13 protein-coding genes and 3 tRNA genes are annotated in these 17,940 nt (G+C 31.2%); 7 read left to right on the top strand and 9 right to left on the bottom strand.

Going from position 1 to position 17,940, the window contains the following annotated elements; genetic code table 11:
• Positions 1–27 precede the first annotated feature (27 nt).
• Together gyrA and O9267_RS13120 are read left to right on the top strand one after the other, a co-directional pair.
• A complete protein-coding gene (gyrA, locus tag O9267_RS13125; protein ID WP_298180291.1) occupies positions 28–2,649 on the top strand; it encodes a DNA gyrase subunit A in 2,622 nt (873 codons plus the stop codon).
• Between the two features lie 79 nt (positions 2,650–2,728).
• Positions 2,729–4,000 carry a tetratricopeptide repeat protein gene (locus O9267_RS13120; RefSeq protein ID WP_298180289.1) on the top strand — a complete coding sequence of 424 codons (1,272 nt, stop codon included), beginning with the start codon at positions 2,729–2,731 and terminating at the stop codon, positions 3,998–4,000.
• 50 nt (positions 4,001–4,050) lie between these two features.
• Here O9267_RS13120 and O9267_RS13115 read toward each other — a convergent pair whose 3' ends face one another.
• Positions 4,051–4,812 carry a C40 family peptidase gene (locus O9267_RS13115; RefSeq protein WP_298180288.1) on the bottom strand — a complete coding sequence of 254 codons (762 nt, stop codon included), beginning with the start codon at positions 4,810–4,812 and terminating at the stop codon, positions 4,051–4,053.
• Positions 4,813–4,849: 37 nt separating this feature from the next.
• Positions 4,850–6,025: an acetyl-CoA C-acyltransferase gene (locus O9267_RS13110; RefSeq protein ID WP_298180287.1), complete on the bottom strand. Its 1,176-nt coding sequence runs from the start codon at positions 6,023–6,025 to the stop codon at positions 4,850–4,852.
• A 309-nt stretch (positions 6,026–6,334) separates the two neighbouring features.
• Here O9267_RS13110 and O9267_RS13105 point away from each other — a divergent pair.
• The 4 genes from O9267_RS13105 (at position 6,335) to O9267_RS13090 (ending at position 7,264) form a co-directional block, all read left to right on the top strand.
• A tRNA-Ser gene (locus O9267_RS13105) sits at positions 6,335–6,421 on the top strand.
• A gap of 12 nt (positions 6,422–6,433) precedes the next feature.
• Positions 6,434–6,508 (top strand) — tRNA-Pro (locus O9267_RS13100).
• Between the two features lie 24 nt (positions 6,509–6,532).
• Positions 6,533–6,606 (top strand) — tRNA-Arg (locus O9267_RS13095).
• A 52-nt stretch (positions 6,607–6,658) separates the two neighbouring features.
• Positions 6,659–7,264: a M15 family metallopeptidase gene (locus O9267_RS13090; protein WP_298180286.1), complete on the top strand. Its 606-nt coding sequence runs from the start codon at positions 6,659–6,661 to the stop codon at positions 7,262–7,264.
• On the opposite strand, the gene O9267_RS13085 is transcribed toward O9267_RS13090, so the two are convergent.
• The 7 genes from O9267_RS13085 to tsaD form a co-directional block, all read right to left on the bottom strand.
• The gene (locus tag O9267_RS13085; protein ID WP_298180284.1) at positions 7,261–7,833 is read right to left on the bottom strand and encodes a hypothetical protein; all 573 of its coding nucleotides are present in this window, start codon (positions 7,831–7,833) and stop codon (positions 7,261–7,263) included. The genes O9267_RS13090 and O9267_RS13085 overlap by 4 nt on opposite strands.
• An 8-nt stretch (positions 7,834–7,841) precedes the next feature.
• Entirely contained in the window at positions 7,842–9,017 is a 1,176-nt protein-coding gene (locus O9267_RS13080) for an RsmD family RNA methyltransferase (protein WP_298180282.1), read from the bottom strand.
• Between the two features lie 8 nt (positions 9,018–9,025).
• Complete coding sequence (locus O9267_RS13075; RefSeq protein WP_298180281.1) at positions 9,026–9,664, bottom strand: DUF4159 domain-containing protein; 639 nt, start codon at positions 9,662–9,664, stop codon at positions 9,026–9,028.
• Between the two features lie 5 nt (positions 9,665–9,669).
• Positions 9,670–11,388 carry a T9SS type A sorting domain-containing protein gene (locus O9267_RS13070; RefSeq protein ID WP_298180279.1) on the bottom strand — a complete coding sequence of 573 codons (1,719 nt, stop codon included), beginning with the start codon at positions 11,386–11,388 and terminating at the stop codon, positions 9,670–9,672.
• Positions 11,389–11,401: 13 nt separating this feature from the next.
• A complete protein-coding gene (locus O9267_RS13065; protein ID WP_298180277.1) occupies positions 11,402–12,106 on the bottom strand; it encodes a 16S rRNA (uracil(1498)-N(3))-methyltransferase in 705 nt (234 codons plus the stop codon).
• A gap of 18 nt (positions 12,107–12,124) precedes the next feature.
• Positions 12,125–12,571 (bottom strand): metalloregulator ArsR/SmtB family transcription factor, encoded by a 447-nt coding sequence (locus O9267_RS13060; RefSeq protein WP_298180275.1) that lies wholly within the window; start codon positions 12,569–12,571, stop codon positions 12,125–12,127.
• 129 nt (positions 12,572–12,700) lie between these two features.
• Positions 12,701–13,723: a tRNA (adenosine(37)-N6)-threonylcarbamoyltransferase complex transferase subunit TsaD gene (tsaD, locus tag O9267_RS13055; protein ID WP_298180273.1), complete on the bottom strand. Its 1,023-nt coding sequence runs from the start codon at positions 13,721–13,723 to the stop codon at positions 12,701–12,703.
• 234 nt (positions 13,724–13,957) lie between these two features.
• Between tsaD and O9267_RS13050 the strand changes: the two genes are divergently transcribed.
• A partial coding sequence (locus O9267_RS13050; protein WP_298180271.1) for a translocation/assembly module TamB domain-containing protein occupies positions 13,958–17,940 on the top strand: 3,983 nt, incomplete at its 3' end.

Genomic DNA, 17,940 nt, shown 5'->3' with positions numbered 1-17,940 from the left:
AATAATTTTTTAATTTAACTATATAATATGTCTGACGGAGAAAAGTTAATTCCTATTAACATAGAAGACGAAATGAAATCAGCTTACATCGATTATTCGATGTCGGTTATTGTATCAAGAGCATTGCCAGATGTACGTGACGGATTAAAACCTGTACATCGTAGAGTATTGTATGGAATGTATGATTTAGGAGTAACTTCAAGAACTGCCCATAAAAAATCGGCTAGAATTGTTGGAGAAGTACTAGGTAAGTACCATCCGCATGGTGATACTTCTGTGTATGATGCTATGGTTCGTATGGCACAAGAATGGAGTTTACGATATTTATTAATCGACGGTCAAGGTAACTTCGGTTCTGTAGATGGTGATAGTCCAGCTGCAATGCGATATACCGAGGCAAGAATGAAAAAAATGTCGGAAGACATAATGGCAGATATCGACAAAGAAACAGTTGATTTTAAACTAAACTTTGACGATACATTGTACGAGCCAACGGTTATGCCAACAAGAGTTCCTAATTTGCTTATTAATGGAGCATCTGGAATTGCAGTAGGTATGGCAACCAATATGGCGCCTCATAACTTGACAGAAGTTATTGACGGAACTTTAGCTTACATCGACAATGAAGAAATTGAAATAGACGAATTAATGACGCATATAAAAGCTCCAGATTTCCCTACTGGCGGTGTAATATATGGTTATGAAGGCGTTCGCGAAGCATTCAAAACAGGTCGTGGTCGTATTGTAATGCGTGCCAAAGTAGGTTTTGAAGAAGTAGATGGTCGCGAATCTATTATCGTTACTGAAATTCCATATCAAGTGAATAAGGCTGAAATGATTAAAAAAACAGCCGATTTAGTCAATGATAAAAAAATAGAAGGTATTGCCAATATCCGTGATGAATCGGATAGAAATGGTATGCGTATCGTTTATATCTTAAAAAGAGATGCTGTGCCAAATGTTGTGTTGAATACTCTATATAAGTACACTCAATTACAATCTTCATTTAGTGTAAACAATATTGCATTGGTAAAAGGAAGACCGCAAATGTTGAATCTGAAAGATTTGATTCACTATTTTGTTGAACACCGTCACGATGTAGTAGTTCGTAGAACACAATATGAATTAAGAAAAGCTGAAGAAAGAGCGCATATTTTAGAAGGTTTAATCATTGCTTCTGATAATATTGACGAAGTTATTGCGTTAATTCGTGCTTCTAAAAACACTGATGAAGCTCGTGAAAAATTGATGGAGCGTTTCAAATTGTCTGATATTCAATCAAGAGCGATTGTTGAAATGCGTTTACGTCAGTTAACAGGTTTAGAACAAGACAAGTTAAGAGCTGAGTACGAAGAAATAATGAAATTAATTGAGCATTTGAAAGCATTATTAGCTAGTAAAGAACTTAGAATGCAATTGATTAAAGATGAATTAATCGAAATTAAAGATAAATACGGCGATGAACGTCGTTCTATAATTGAATATTCTGGTGGTGATGTAAGTATTGAGGATTTAATTGCCGATGAAAATGTAGTAATTACCATTTCGCATGCTGGTTATATCAAAAGAACGCCATTAACAGAATACAAAACACAAAATAGAGGTGGAGTTGGTCAAAAAAGTGCAGGAACTAGAGATCAAGATTTCTTAGAAAACATGTACGTGGCAACCAACCACCAATATATGATGTTCTTTACTCAAAAAGGAAAATGTTTTTGGATGCGCGTTTATGAAATTCCAGAAGGAAGCAAAACTGCCAAAGGAAGAGCATTGCAAAACCTTATCAATATCGAAAGTGATGATAAAGTGAAAGCATTTATCTGTACGCAAGATTTAAAAGATAAAGATTACACAACAAGTCATAACCTTATTATGGTTACCAAAAACGGTATGGTTAAGAAAACATCATTAGATAAATATTCTAAACCAAGAGTTAATGGTGTTGCTGCAATAACTATTAAAGATAATGACGAATTACTTTCAGCTGAATTAACAGACGGAAATAGTCAAATTATTTTAGCAGTTAAATCTGGAAAATTGGTTCGTTTTGAAGAAAGTAAAACGCGTCCAATGGGAAGAACTGCTTCTGGAGTTCGTGGAATTCGTTTGAAAGACGAAACGGATGAAGTAATTGGCATGGTTTCTGTAAATGACATGAACAGTGAAATTTTGGTAGTTGCCGAAAACGGATACGGAAAACGTTCAAGTTTAGAAGATTACAGAATTACAAATCGTGGAGGAAAAGGTGTTAAGACATTAAATATTACTGAAAAAACAGGAAAATTAATTTCGATAAACGCGGTTACTGATGCTGATGACTTGATGATTATTAACAAATCTGGATTGACCATTCGTATGGCGGTTGAAGATTTAAGAGTAATGGGTCGAGCAACTCAAGGTGTGAAATTAATCAACCTTAAAGGTAATGATGCTATCGCTGCCGTAACTAAAGTTATGAAAGATGATGTTGAAGAAGTCATTGTTGATGAAGATGGAAATGTTATCGAAGCTGCTGTAATCGAAAGAGTGAAACCAGTTCTTGAAGTTCTTGAAGATGACGATGTCGCAGATGACGATGACGACGATGAAGATGATGATGTAGAAGATGAAGGTGACGACGCCGAAGAAGACGATTCTGACGATGAATAATTAAATCCATACAAGTTCCAATACTAATGATTACTATTGGGATTTGTATCATTATAAATTTTAAATTAAAAACTAAAAAATGAAAAGTAAATATGTACTACTAGCGTCAGCATTATTGATTTCAGTAAGCAATTTTGCTCAAAAAAATGAAATTAAAGCGGCTGAAAAAGCACTAAAATCTGGTAATGCAGCTGAAGCAAGAACGCTTTTGCAACAAGCCGAGCCATTACTTACAGCAGCAACAGATGCTGAAAAAGCACAGTTTTTGTTTGTAAAAGGGAATATTGCTTTAGATTTAGCTACCAAAAACATTGAAACATCAAAAAATCTTTCTGAGGCGGCAAAAGCATTTCAAGATTTAATAGCTGCCGAAAAAGCAACTGGAAAATCTAAATATACTTCGCAAGCTACAACTTCAATTAGTGATATTAAAAATAAATTAGTTAATAGCGCTGTTGAAAAAGGAACTGCAAAAAATTATAAAGAAGCTGCTGCTTTACTTAAACAAGTTTATGATTTAGATACAACTGACTTAGAAAAGCTTTACTATGCTGCAAGTTATGCTGTAAATGGTGGCGATTATGAAACTTCTTTAGCTTACTATAATGAATTAAAAAATAAAAATTATTCAGGTGAAGGAACTTCATACTATGCTAAAAGTTTGATTACTGACCAAGAAGAAATGTTTGGTACAAAGGCTGAAAGAGATAAAATGGTTATGTTAAAATCGCACAAAGAGCCAAGAGATGAAAAAATTCCATCAAAAAAAGGTGAAATTTACAAAAACATCGCTTTGATTTATGTACAACAAGGAAAAAATGAAGAAGCTAAAAAATCGTTGTCAGAAGCAAGAGCAGCTAATCCAGATGATACATCTTTAGCAATGGCAGAAGCTGATTTGTATTTGAAATTAGAAGATTACACTATGTACAAAAAAATCGTTACAGAAGTTTTGGAAAAAAATCCTAACGATGCAGATTTGTTATATAACTTAGGAGTAATTTCTTCGAAAACAAATGGTGCTGATGCTGAGGCTTACTACAAAAGAGCAATTGCTATCAAACCTGATTATACAAATGCTTACTTGAATTTAGCTATCTTAAAATTAGATGGTGAAAAAACTATCATTGACGAAATGAACAAATTAGGAACTTCTGAAAAAGATAACAAACGTTATGAAGTTCTTAAATCAAAAAGAGAAGGAGTTTTCAAAGAAGCTTTACCTTATTTAGAAAAAGCTTATCAATTAAACCCTGCAAATGAAGATGTTTCTGCAACACTTTTAAATGTGTATGGTGCTTTAGAAATGACTGCTGAGAAAAAAGCGCTTAAAGCTAAATTAGGAAAATAATATTTTTATAAATCACAAAAAAAGGTTCACGTTTTGTGAACCTTTTTTAGTTATATAATTTTTTTAATAACTCTCAGCTTATGTGTATGTTTATTGATTTCGGCATTGTAAATTCCAAGATGATCTAAACGGTCAATTCGTACTTTTCCACTTGCGTGAATAATATAATTGTCATCCATAATAATTCCAACATGGATAATATTTCCTTCTTCATTGTCAAAAAAAGCTAAATCTCCAGGTTCACTTTCTTCAATAAAACTTAACGCTTCTCCTTGAGTGGCTTGCTGTGAAGCATCTCGTAATAATCTATAACCATTGAGTTTATAAACCATTTGTGTAAAACCAGAGCAATCAATTCCGAATGGAGTTTTTCCACCCCATAAATAAGGTGAATTCAAATACATGAAAGCGGTGTTTATCAAATTTGATTTTGGTTTTTGGCCACTAATTTTTAAACCTTCAAAATCATAATTTTGAGTATTAATTTCGTTATGGCTCAAAAACGAAAGTGAAGCTCCAAGCGGAATAGGAATCAATAAATTATTTGGACCCGTTATATATTCTATCAAATCTGAATTCAAAATAACAGCATCACTTGATAGTTGCTGATAATCAGCTTCAGAAATAATTTGAAACTGTTTGGAATCTACCCAACCTTCGTATTCATCATATTGCAATTTGATTTTTGCCCATTGCTTTTGCTGTTCAAGAACTTCAAAATGCTCTCCAAATAAAATTTGAGAAACAATTTCGCTTCTATCGCTGGGTTCAATTCGCAGAGGAATAATAGCAAGATTACAAATTCCGAACATTTACTTATTTTTCAGTTATCAATATTGATTTTACTAATTAAGCTCTCTCAATCACAATAGCAGAAGCACCGCCACCACCGTTACATATAGCTGCAGCACCAATTTTGGCATTATTTTGTTCTAATACATTGATTAGGGTTACAATAATTCTAACACCTGAGCAGCCTAGCGGATGGCCAAGTGAAACGGCACCACCGTTTACATTTATTTTATCATTATCTAATCCGAGAATTTGTGCATTTGCCAAACCAACAACTGAAAAAGCTTCATTGAATTCAAAGAAATCAACATCTTTTACTGTAAGACCAACTTTTGCTAATGCTTTTGGCAATGCTTTAGCTGGTGCAGTTGTAAACCATTTTGGTTCTTGAGCAGCATCTGCATAGCTTTTTATATAAGCCAAAGGTTTTAATCCTAAAGATTGTGCTTTTTCTTCGCTCATAATTACAACTGCAGCAGCACCGTCATTAATAGTTGAAGCATTGGCAGCAGTAACAGTCCCATCTTTAGTAAAAACAGCATTTAATGTTGGGATTTTATCCAATTTTACATTTGTAAATTCTTCATCTTTAGTAACCATAATAGGTTCACCACGTCTTTGTGGAACAGCAACTGGTACAACTTCATTTTCAAATTTTCCAGCTTCCCAAGCTTTTGCAGAACGCTTATATGATTGAATGGCAAAAGCATCCTGAGCTTCTCTTGTAATTTTATATTCAGAAGCGCATAAATCAGCACTAACGCCCATAGCATTGTTATCATAAGCATCGACTAAGCCATCTTTTTGCATTCCGTCAAGCATTGAAGTTGGCCCAAATTTCACACCATTTCTCATGTGTACATAATGAGGAATCAAACTCATGTTTTCCATTCCGCCCGCTACAATAATTTCAGCATCGCCAGCCATAATAGCTTGTGCACCTTGCATAACCGCTTTCATTCCAGAAGCACAAACTTTATTAACTGTTGTAGCTATAACTGAGTTTGGAAGTCCAGCATAAAGAGCAGCTTGTCTTGCAGGAGCTTGTCCAACACCTGCTTGAATAACGTTACCCATTATTACTTCATCAACTAAATTTACATCTAGGTTAATTTTTTCTAAAGCGCCTTTTATAGCAGCAGCACCAAGATGTGGAGCTGTTACGGTAGATAATGCACCCATAAAACTTCCAATTGGAGTTCTTGCTGCCGAAACGATTACAACTTTTTTCATGTTTAAGATATTTTGTGTGTTATAATACTATTTCGATTTCGTGAAAACCAATAAGTATCATAAATAAAGATTGTTTGTTTGAATTGCAAATTTACTATTTTTTAATTTAAAACCATTTTTATATGAATTTTTCATAATTAAATTATTGAAGACAAAGTATTTTTTTTATATTATATTGATTTATAGTTAGTTTAAAAAAATGTTATTTTATTATTTAAAAAAAGCATCTAAATTGTTGTAAATATTATATTGAAACGTTACATTTGCAACCGCTTAAAGAGAAAAGTTCTTATATTATATATTGAATTTGGAGAGTTGCCTGAGTGGCCGAAAGGACATGTTTGCTAAACATGCGTATGGGAAACTGTACCAAGGGTTCGAATCCCTTACTCTCCGCTTTTTTGTTTTCGGGGTGTAGCGTAGCCCGGTTATCGCGCCTGCTTTGGGAGCAGGAGGCCGCAGGTTCGAATCCTGCCACCCCGACTTTTAATAGTTACTATTAAAAATGGTTCCATAGCTCAGCTGGATAGAGCAACGCACTTCTAATGCGTAGGTCGAAGGTTCGAATCCTTCTGGGATCACTAAAAAAACTCGTTGATTTTCAACGAGTTTTTTTGTTTTAAACAATAAATTATGAAAAATCTCCTTTTTTTTATTTGTTTTTACGTTTCATCATTTTTATATTCTCAAACGGACACAATTTTTGTAAATCTTAAAGATTATAGTTCAGATTTTGTTTACGATATGAAATACGCGACAGATTCAAATTTTTTAAAAGAAAAGGTTTATGATTGTGGAGATTGTTATTTGAGATTAAAAACCATTACTTCATTGATTGAAGCCAATAAAAAATTCATTAAAAAAGGTTACAAAATCAAGTTGTTTGACTGTTATCGACCTTTAGATATTCAAAAGAAAATGTGGACAATTGTTTCCAATCCGAAATATGTTGCAAATCCTGAGAAAGGTTCTATTCATAATAGAGGTGGAGCAGTTGATATTACTTTGGTTGATAGCAATGGAAACGAATTAGACATGGGAACGACATTTGATCATTTCGGAATAGAAGCCGCTCATTCCTATGAAAATTTAACTGATATTCAGAAAAAAAACAGAAAGCTTTTACGAAAAATCATGACAAAATCTAATTTTCAACTTTTTGAAAGTGAATGGTGGCATTACAACTTAAATAATTCTAAAAAAGAGCCACTTTCAAATTTTAAATGGAAATGCAATTAATTTTCTTCGATACAATGAAAATAATCTAGAAAATAACTTTCAGGCTTGTAAATTTGAGAATCTAATTCGGCAGTAAATTCTTTTTTCATTATATAATCTTCTGTATCAGTTGAAAATTTAATTCTGATGTAGGATATTCCAGATTCTTTTAATGCTTGAAAATCATCTTTTCTAAATAAAAAATATCCAGTTAAGATTCTATTATTCATTCCTTTATCATCACGAATCATATTGCCACAATTATCTTGCTCAGCGTGAATTAAGGTAACAATTTTTCCATTATTAAGCTGAATATATAATCTTGACGTTTTGTCAAAACATTTGGCTTTAATAAAATCGTAACTTTTCTCGATAAATTGAACGTTTAGCGACGGAACACCATCAGTTATAGCAAGCGAATTGAAAATATAACTTGATTTTCCACCAAAGTTCTTTTCGTAAACCAAATATTCTTTTGTTGATTTATATGTTCCAATAGAATCTTTAACGTCTGTTGTGAATTCGCAAGGTTTTTGGGCTAATAGAGCAGAGGTAACAAATAAAAAGAATAGAACTAATTTTGATCTCATGTTGTAAATTATAATTTTTTGCAAAGTAAAACTATTTTATTGTTATTTAAATCGGTTGTGAAAAAACAATAGCGATTTCCGCCATCTTTTATTTTCCATTTTTTGCGAATTACTTCAACAGTTTCAGGAAAATTTCGAGTTGTAATATTTGCTTTTGTTTTTTCTATAAACACTTTCATATCATTTTTAGAATATGAAAAACAATTTTCAATCTCAAAAATTCTGCCAGGAAATTCAATCTGAGTATTTGAAGTATAAAGATGTGAATGTTGGTGCAATTTTTCAACTGGAAAAGCACTGCGAATTTCATTAAAACCACCAGATTTCATGATAGCACTATTTGGTTCGTAAAGATATTTTTGGGGTAAACCAATACTTGCATAAGAGCCTGAATCATATTGAAAATCAAATCTTTCAATTGCCTCTTTGTTGAAGTTAATGGTTTTGATTTCAATTTCTTTTGAGTAGTTTTTTTCAATAATCCAAAGCAATTCCTTGACTTCATTTTCTACAGCGACAATGTGGATTTCTTTTACATTTTTCAATTCAGATAATCCTGCTGAAATATCTAAAATTGGGGCTGTTTTTATCAAAATATTGTTTGAATATTCCAAATAAAAATCCAATAAATCAGGAACATTTGGCAAGCAATCTTTTAACATAAAGACTTTTCCTTTGGCATCATTTCTTCTGGAAGGATCAATATAAATCCAATCGAATTTTTGATTCAAATTTTGTAAAATTTCATAACTATCACCAAAATAGAAATCTGAATTTTCTACCTTTAATTGTTCAAAATTATGTTTTACAATTTGAGAAAGTTCTTCATTTAGTTCGCAGTGAACTATTTTAGTAACTTTTTTAGAGAAAAAATAATCGTCAACACCAAATCCACCCGTTAAATCAATTAGATTTTTCCCAGAAACCAATTCCGACTTATAATTAGCTGTTTGTTCTGAAGAAGTTTGCTCTAACGAAATTTTGCTTGGATAAAGAATATTTTTAGTCTGATAAAATGTTGGAAGTTTATCTTTAGCTTTTGATTTGCAACTAATTTGGTTTAAAATTTCAATCCAATCAACTTCAGGAAATGGATTTTTTTGCAAAGCTAATTTGAGAACTGGAGTTTGCAGATTATCTTCAATAAATTGCTGAATTTCAGTATTTAATAATGAATTATTCAAAACCCAAATTAATTATTAAAGATATAATTTATGATATTTGCACCCATTTTCAAAGCTTTTGTTCTTACTTCAATTGGATTATTGTGAACTTCTTGATCTTCCCAACCATCACCCAAATCGGTTTCATAAGTATAAAGTAAAACCAATCTAGATTCTATAAAAACGCCAAGCGCTTGTGGTCGTTTACCATCGTGTTCATGAATTTTTGGAATTCCACCCGAGAAAGTGTTAGGTTTTTGAAAAATGGCATGATTGGCAGGAATTTCAACTAAATAATTATTCGGAAATATTTTTTTTATTTCCTTTCTAATAAATTCATCCATTCCGTAATTGTCATCAATATGCAAAAAGCCACCAGAAATCATATAATTTCTTAGATTTGAAGCATCAGAATCACTAAAGACAACATTTCCGTGACCTGTCATATGAACAAAAGGATACGAAAACAAGTCAGGACTACTTGGTTCAACAGTTGAAGGTTTCGTTTTTATTTTAGTATTAATATTTTGATTGCAATATTTAATCAAGTTGGGCAACGAAGTCGGATTTGCATACCAATCGCCACCGCCACTATATTTTAATAAGGCAATTTCTTGAGCATAAGAAAGATTTGTAATAAGAAAAAATACAAAAAATAGTTTCTTCATAAAGATTAATTCTTAATGATTTTTATAGTTTTATTTTGATTTTCAGAATAAACTTTGACAAAATAAACGCCAGAATTATAGTTAGATAAATCTAATTTCACTTGATTATCATTTACTTTTTTATAAATAATTGTTTGTCCAATAGTGTTATAAACTTCTACTAAGTTTAAATTATTTTGGTTAGAAACAGTAAAAATATCAGTCACAGGATTTGGTTGAATCTTCAGGTTTTCAAATGAAAAAGTATCATTTAAAAGGGTTAAATGGGCTGTAACTGCAAATCTTTCAGGGCTTTCGCAACCATTGATAGTTTGAGTAGCATGATAAGTGGTTCCATCAACTAAAGGAGTTGTTAGTGGTAAAGTTGTGCCAATTAATTGATTAGCATACCATTGAACATTTGTTCCGTTTATAACCAAGTTTTGCAAAGTTTGACCTTGTGTGAAATTTTGGTTTGAGTTTCCTGTTGGCATGCTCACATAATTTGATTCTACTGTGAACGTTTTTATTTGATAACAACCTGTGTTATAATCAAGAATCTCTACATAAATAGTTTCTGGATTTGATTGTGGAGCATAAGCTTGAGGAAATAAAATTGGATTACTACCAAGCATTGCATCTACTAAAGTCGTATGATAGCTAAATCCGAAATCACTTGGATTTGTGATACCATTCAAAATTATAGGTTCATTAATAGTCAAGTTAGCAATTAGAAGTTCAGGAACAGTTAGACATTCTGAAATATTAATTGGCGCTCCATAAGCAGGCTGTGAAATCAAATTTAAAGTCACTGAGCTTTCGGATATTGCTGTCGTACATCCATTATAACTAACACTTGCTTGGTAAACATCATTTGGTTGAGTATAGTTTACTGTTATTGGGTTTTGATTACTAATTACAACTCCATTTTTCTTCCATACAAATTGCGAAGTTAGAGCTCCATTTGGTGTAAACCGCCAAGATTCATTAGTAGCTGACCAGTTTCCTGTATTTCTTCCTAGAGGAAAATAAGCACTAGTTCCAGCTTGGTTTTGAATACCGATTACACCTCGTCCTAAATTCCAAGCATCATTGGGTGTTCTTTTCTTCACATTTACATCAATGATATTAGTAGTTTCATATAAAACAATCTGAGAACTTTGAAAGTTATTTGACTGATTGAAATAATGAGGCATTTCATGATAATTAATAACAAAAATTCTATTAGGTGCTGTGCCAACACTATAATAATTAATACTTTGTGTTGGAGAACTATTACTATAATTCAAATCTTGAAATACTCCATATATAGCATTCAAAACAGGAAAATTTGTGTTAGGGATTGATAAATCATAGACAAATGGACAAATTCCAAAAGGTGTTTGATTTGTTGAATCAAAAGTTATTACTCCATTTGTACCAATCATTAGTGAAGTATAACAATTTCCATAAAAACTAAATTCAAAAGGTAAGCTAATAGGTGAAGTCCAATAATCATCATTAAAACCACTTGGGTTATTTGGAATTATATTTGAGCTGGTATAGGAAAATAAATTTGTAAAAGGAATTGAACTTACCGTATAACTATCAGTTGCTTTACTTTGAATGTAATTTGCATCCAAAAATACACTATCGCCGATATTACAGATTGGAGCAGGTGTATCTATTGTAACTGTTGCACTACCTGTTACCTGTGCAATAAACAGGCTTGGAAATAATAGAAATGATAGTAAAATTTTTTTCATAACTTAATTCTTTTTATTCATTTATAAAAGCAACGCTATGACAAGCCACAATAGCTGCTGTTTCTGTTCGTAATCTTGTATTGCCCAAAGATACAGGAATATAATTATTCTCTAAAGCCAATTTTATTTCTTTTTCAGAAAAATCACCTTCAGGACCAATTAGCATTAGTATATCAGTCGATGGTTTTATAGATTTTTTCAATGTTTTTTTTGAAGTTTCTTCGCAATGAGCTATATATTTTGTGCAATTAAACTCTTTTTTCAAGAAATCTTTAAGAGCAATCGGTTCGTTTAATTTTGGCAAAAACAATTGGTTAGATTGTTTCATGGCAGCAAGAATGATTTTGTCAAATCGATCTGTTTTAACAACTTTTCTTTCGGAATGATCACAAATAATAGGTGTAATTTCGCTTATACCAATTTCAGTTGCTTTTTCAAGAAACCACTCATATCGGTCGTTCATTTTGGTTGGAGCAACCGCTAAATGCAATTGATAACTCGATTTTTCTGCTTTTTCAACAGATAAAATTCTAACAGTGCATTTAGAATCAGATGCCAATGTTATTTCAGTTTTGAATAAATGACCTAAACCATTGGTAACAAATAAAATATCGTTTTCTTTTTTGCGTAGAACTTTAATAATATGTTTGCTTTCTTCTTTATCAAATATAAAAGAATTCAAATTTTCATTGATAGTAGCGTCGTAAAATAATTGCATTTTTGGGTGTATATAATTCTATTTATCTTCTTTTTTCAAAGTTAGATGTTCAAATGAATAATTGTGATCTTTTAAAGATGGATTTGATCTTCTAACATGACTTTTAATCTTAGAAACACCAGTTGTTTTTATCAAATTAACCTCTAGCAAATCTTTTTTATTTTCGTTGATATGATTGGTTAGAAACTCTTTGGTAAAATTCAAGTTTTCATCAATTAGACAATAAATTGTCTTTTTGCCTTGTGTTTTTAATGCAACCAAATTTACTTTTTTAAGTTCCAATAAATGTTTAGAAACTGTTGATTGTGCAAGCGGCAATTCATCTACGATTGTTCCACATGTACAAGCTTTTTTTGCTAGAAGTATTTTCAGTATTTGCAGTCTTGCTGGATGTCCTAATGCTTTGAAAATCTCAGCAATTTCATTGATATTATCCTGAAAACCTATTTTTTTTGTTATTCCCATAATTCAATTATTTATCGCAAAAATACGATTATAAATGATTCATGCAAATGAATGATTGTTAATTGTGTATAAAAATTATTAAATTATTGTAAATTCTAATAGTATTATCGTAATTTTTAGATAATAAAACTAAAATTCAATCCGAGCTTTAGAAATTACGTTTTGTGTTTCAAAATGTTCTGATAGGTATTTTTGATAACCTACAATTCCTATCATAGCAGCATTGTCAGTTGTGTATTCAAATTTTGGTACAAATGTTTTCCAACCGTATTTTGCTTCAGCTTCTTTCAATGTTTTTCTTATTCCAGAATTGGCAGAAACACCACCACCAATTGCAATTTGATTTATTCCTGTTGATGCTATAGCTAATTTTAATTTATCCATCAAAATTTCAATAATAATATTCTGAATTGAAGCACAAATGTCATTCAAATTTTCATCAATAAAATTGGGGTTTTCATCCACTTTCTTTTGAATAAAATACAAAATTTGCGTTTTCAAACCAGAAAAACTAAAATCTAAATTTGGAACTTTAGGTTTGGTAAAACTAAAAGCTTTTGGATTTCCTAGTTGCGCATATTTGTCAATCAATGGACCGCCTGGATAGGGAAGACCTAGTATTTTGGCACTTTTATCAAAAGCTTCTCCAACTGCATCGTCGGTTGTTTCTCCAATTATTTCCAAATCGAAAAAAGCATTCACTTTTACAATTTGTGTATGACCACCAGAAATTGTCAATGCTAAAAATGGAAAAGTAGGTTTGTCATAACCATCTTCATCAATATAATGCGCCAAAATATGTGCATGCATGTGATTTACAGCAATTAACGGAATTTGTAAGGACATTGCCAATGATTTTGCAAATGAACTACCAACAAGCAATGAACCCATTAATCCTGGACCTTGAGTAAAAGCTATTGCGTTTAATTGCTCTTTTTTTACGCCAGCTTTTTTCAAAGCTGCATCTATTACTGGAACAATATTTTGTTGATGCGCTCTGGATGCAAGCTCCGGAATAACACCACCATATTGTTGATGAATTAGCTGATTAGCTACAACATTAGACAATACTTTATCATTATGTAAGACAGCCGCCGCTGTATCATCACAAGAACTTTCTATGGCTAGAATAAAAACTGACTTATTTTGCATGAAAAGGCACGAATTTTGAGTTATATTTGACAATTCGTTCTAAAAAAATTATTTTTACAACGTTTACAAAAGTAAATATTTTATTTAAGCTAATTTGTTCAAAAAATCTTAAATAAATTTCAGATAAATTTAAAAGCAAACATTATCAAAAAATTCGGAAAAATACTGCTACGTTCCCTATTGGTACTTTTGTTGCTTTTATTACTTTTTGGTATTGCTTTGACAATGCCAAAAGTGCAAACCTATTTTGCTAAACAACTTACCGAAAGAATTAATAAAGACTACAAAACTAATATTCAAATTGATGAAGTTGCTATAACTGTTTTTGGTGGTGTCAAACTTAAAAAAGTGATGATTCGCGACCATCATAAAGACACACTTATTTATGCTAAAACAATAAACACTAATATATTAGACGTAAAGAGACTTCTTGATGCCGATTTGTTCTTTGGAGATCTAAAATTAGATGGTTTGGTTTTTAATATGAAGAATTACAAAGGTGAAAAAGACAACAATCTTGATGTTTTTATTGCTTCATTTGATACTGGAAAACCATCAACTAAGAAGTTTTTGATGAAAGCCAATAAAGCATATATCACTAATGGAAGATTTATTCTAACAGATGAAAATAGAGAAAACCCAAAAGATTTGGATATAAAAAATCTTAATGCTTCTTTGAGCGATTTTCAAATTTATGGACCAGATGTTACCTTAAACATTGATAAAATGTCGCTTTTAGACCATCGCGGTTTGGATGTAAAAAATCTTTCTTCAAAATTTACTTATACCAAGAAAAACATTATTCTTGATAAATTAGATTTAACAACGGAAGAATCTTTGGTTAAAGGAAAAGTTACTTTGAGTTATGAACGAAAAGACTTTGCAGACTTTAACAATAAAGTTCTTTTTGATATTGAATTAGATTCAGCATCGTTGTCAACTAATGATATTAGACATTTTTATAAAGAGCTTGGAAAAGATAGAAAATATAATATAAATGCTGATATCAAAGGAACGCTGAATGATTTTGTTGCGAAAAATTTGGTTTTGATAGACTCAAATAATTCTCAAATTATCGGCGATGTTAATTTCAGAAATCTTTTTGGCAAAAACGGGCAAGAGTTTTATATGAAAGGTTCTTTTGATAAAGTGGCTTCAAGTTATGATGATTTGATAGCAACTTTACCCAATGTTTTAGGAAAAAAATTACCAAGTTCACTCAAGAAATTAGGAAAATTTAATTTGGATGGTGATGCCGAAATTACCACCAAAACCATTGATGCCGATTTTTACTTAAAAACGGTTTTAGGAAATGTAAAATCAAAATTAGTGATGTCTAATATCGATAATATTGACAATGCTAAGTACAACGGAAATATTGTTTTAGAAGATTTTAATATTGGTAGCTTTTTAAACCGAAAAGATGTAGGAAAAGTGAGCTTAGACGTTGATGTTGATGGAAAAGGATTTACCGAAAAATACCTTGACACTAAATTTTCAGGCGATATTTTCAAAGTTAATTACAATAATTATAATTATACTAAAATCATTGTTGATGGTTCGTTCAAAAAACCTATTTTTAAAGGAAAAGTTTTTATAAATGATCCCAATTTATTCATGGATTTTGAAGGTTTGGTTAATATTGGCAAAAAAGATTTGGTTTACGATTTTCATACCAAAGTTGATTATGCCAATTTGATTAAATTGAATTTTGTAAAAGACACTACTGCCATTTTTAAAGGCGATGTTACAATGAAAGTTTCAGGTACAAATTTGGATAATTTAAAAGGGACAATTTTCATAAATGAAACTTCTTATCAAAATAATAAGAACACATATTACTTTGATGATTTCACAATTAATTCAAGCTTTGAAGCCGATAATACTCGAACTATAACGATAAATTCTCCAGACATTATCAATGGAAAAGTGGTTGGGAAATTTCAAGTGAATTTGTTGCAAAAAATGCTAGAAAATTCTCTTGGAAGTTTGTACACCAATTATTCGCCCAATAAAATCAAAAAAGGACAATTTCTCAAGTTCGATTTTGTTGTAAATAATAAGATAGTAGAATTGTTTTATCCAGGTGTTTCTATTGGAGAAAACACCAATTTTAAAGGATTAATGAATTCTGATGACAATGAGTTCAAATTGAATTTTAAATCGCCTTCCATAAAAGTTTACGATAATTATTTTGACAACATTCAAATTGAAGTTGATAACAAAAACCCTTTGTTTAACACTTATGTTACACTTGACAGTATAAAAACCAAACGATACAAAGTCAGAGATTTTAGTTTGATAAATGTTACTACAAAAGATACTTTGTTTGTTCGTTCTGAGTTTAAAGGTGGCGAAAAAGGGCAAGATTTTTACAACTTGAACTTATTTCACACTATCAACAAAGATAAAATGAACGTAGTTGGAATACAGAAATCTGAATTAATGTTTAAGGATTATTTATGGTTTTTAAACGAAAATGATGATGAGAAAAACACTATAACTTTTGATAAAAAATTTAAAGATTTTAGTATTGATGATGTAATTATGTCACACGAAAATCAGAAAATACATTTAGCAGGTATATTAAATGGAAGCGATGACAAGGATTTAGAATTGAGTTTTGCAAATGTTGAAATAAATAAAATATTTCCGACCGTGACCAAATTTGATTTTAGAGGGTTACTTAATGGTGATATAAAAGTCGAGCAAGATAATGGTATATATAAACCAACTTCTGCTTTGCGAATTGAAGATTTATCCTTGAATAAGATTGAATTGGGAAATCTTGTTCTAGATATTGAAGGTGATGACACTTTTGAAAAATTTGCTATAAAATCTTCTATCGAAAACAAAAATGTAGAATCTTTTTCTGCTAATGGAACAATTGATGTTGTCAACAAACAATCTAATTTGAATTTAGATTTGAATTTTGAAGATTTTAATCTTGGTGTGCTGAGTTCACTTGGTGGCGATGTTTTATCAAATATTCGCGGGTTTGCTTCTGGAAAAGCTAGTATTGGTGGCGATTTAAACAACTTAGATATCAATGGAAGGCTATTTGTAGATAAAGCAGGAATCGGTGTTCCGTATCTAAATGTCGATTATGAAATTAAGGATAAATCTATTGTAGATGTAACCAAAACTAAATTTATAGTTAGAAACACAATTCTTAAAGACACAAAATATAATACTGAAGGTTCAATTTTTGGAACAATTGAACACAAAGATTTTGGTGATTGGAAATTAGATTTGAATCTCAGTTCTGATAATATTCTTGCACTTGATACTAAAGATAGCGAAGAGGCTGCTTATTACGGACTTGCTTTTATTGATGGAAGTGCAACTATAAAAGGGCCAACAAGTGGACTTTTAATTTCGGTAAATGCTAAATCAAAAAAAGGAACGGCTATTAAAATTCCAATCAATGATAGCGAAGGAACAGCTGAGAGTAATTACATTCATTTTGTAACACCAGAAGAAAAATTTAATATAGGAAAAGGGATTGCCTCAACCAAAAATTACAATGGATTAGAATTAGATTTCGATTTTGATATTACACCAGATGCCGAAATTGAAGTAATTCTTGATAGAAATTCTGGTCATGGAATGAAAGGTAAAGGATATGGTTCGCTTTTATTCAAAATAAACACATTAGGAAAATTTAATATGTGGGGCGATTTTCAAGCATATGAAGGTTCTTATAACTTTAAATATGGTGGAATAATCAATAAAAAATTTGATGTTAAAAAAGGTGGTTCTATTACTTGGGAAGGCGATCCAATGCGAGCAACTCTTAATCTTGAAGCCGTTTATAAAACAACAGCCAATCCATCATTATTAGTTTCTAATTCAAGTTATAATAGAAAAGTTCCTGTTGAAGTTGTTATTGGTATAACAGGAAATTTAAGTAGCCCTGAGCCCGATTTTAAAATTGATTTTCCAACAGTAAGTTCAGTATTAAAATCAGAGATTCAAACCAAACTTGACGATAAAGATGTACGTCAGAAACAAGCCATTGTATTATTATCTACAGGAAGTTTCTTGAGTGAAGAAGCTGTTATTAGTAGTTCAACTGTTGGAAAAGACTTGTTATACGATAAAGTAAGTGATGTTTTCGGCTCTATATTTAATCAAGATGATAGTAAAATAGGTGTCGGATTAGAGTTAAAAGCAGCTGACAAAACTCCCGGATTAGAGTCGGATGGTAGTGTTGG

This window comes from Flavobacterium sp., from assembly GCF_027531705.1.
In the GTDB taxonomy this organism is placed as follows: domain Bacteria; phylum Bacteroidota; class Bacteroidia; order Flavobacteriales; family Flavobacteriaceae; genus Flavobacterium.
The sequence above is the reverse complement of the archived record's forward strand: the minus strand, read 5'-3'. Positions and strand labels throughout refer to the sequence as shown.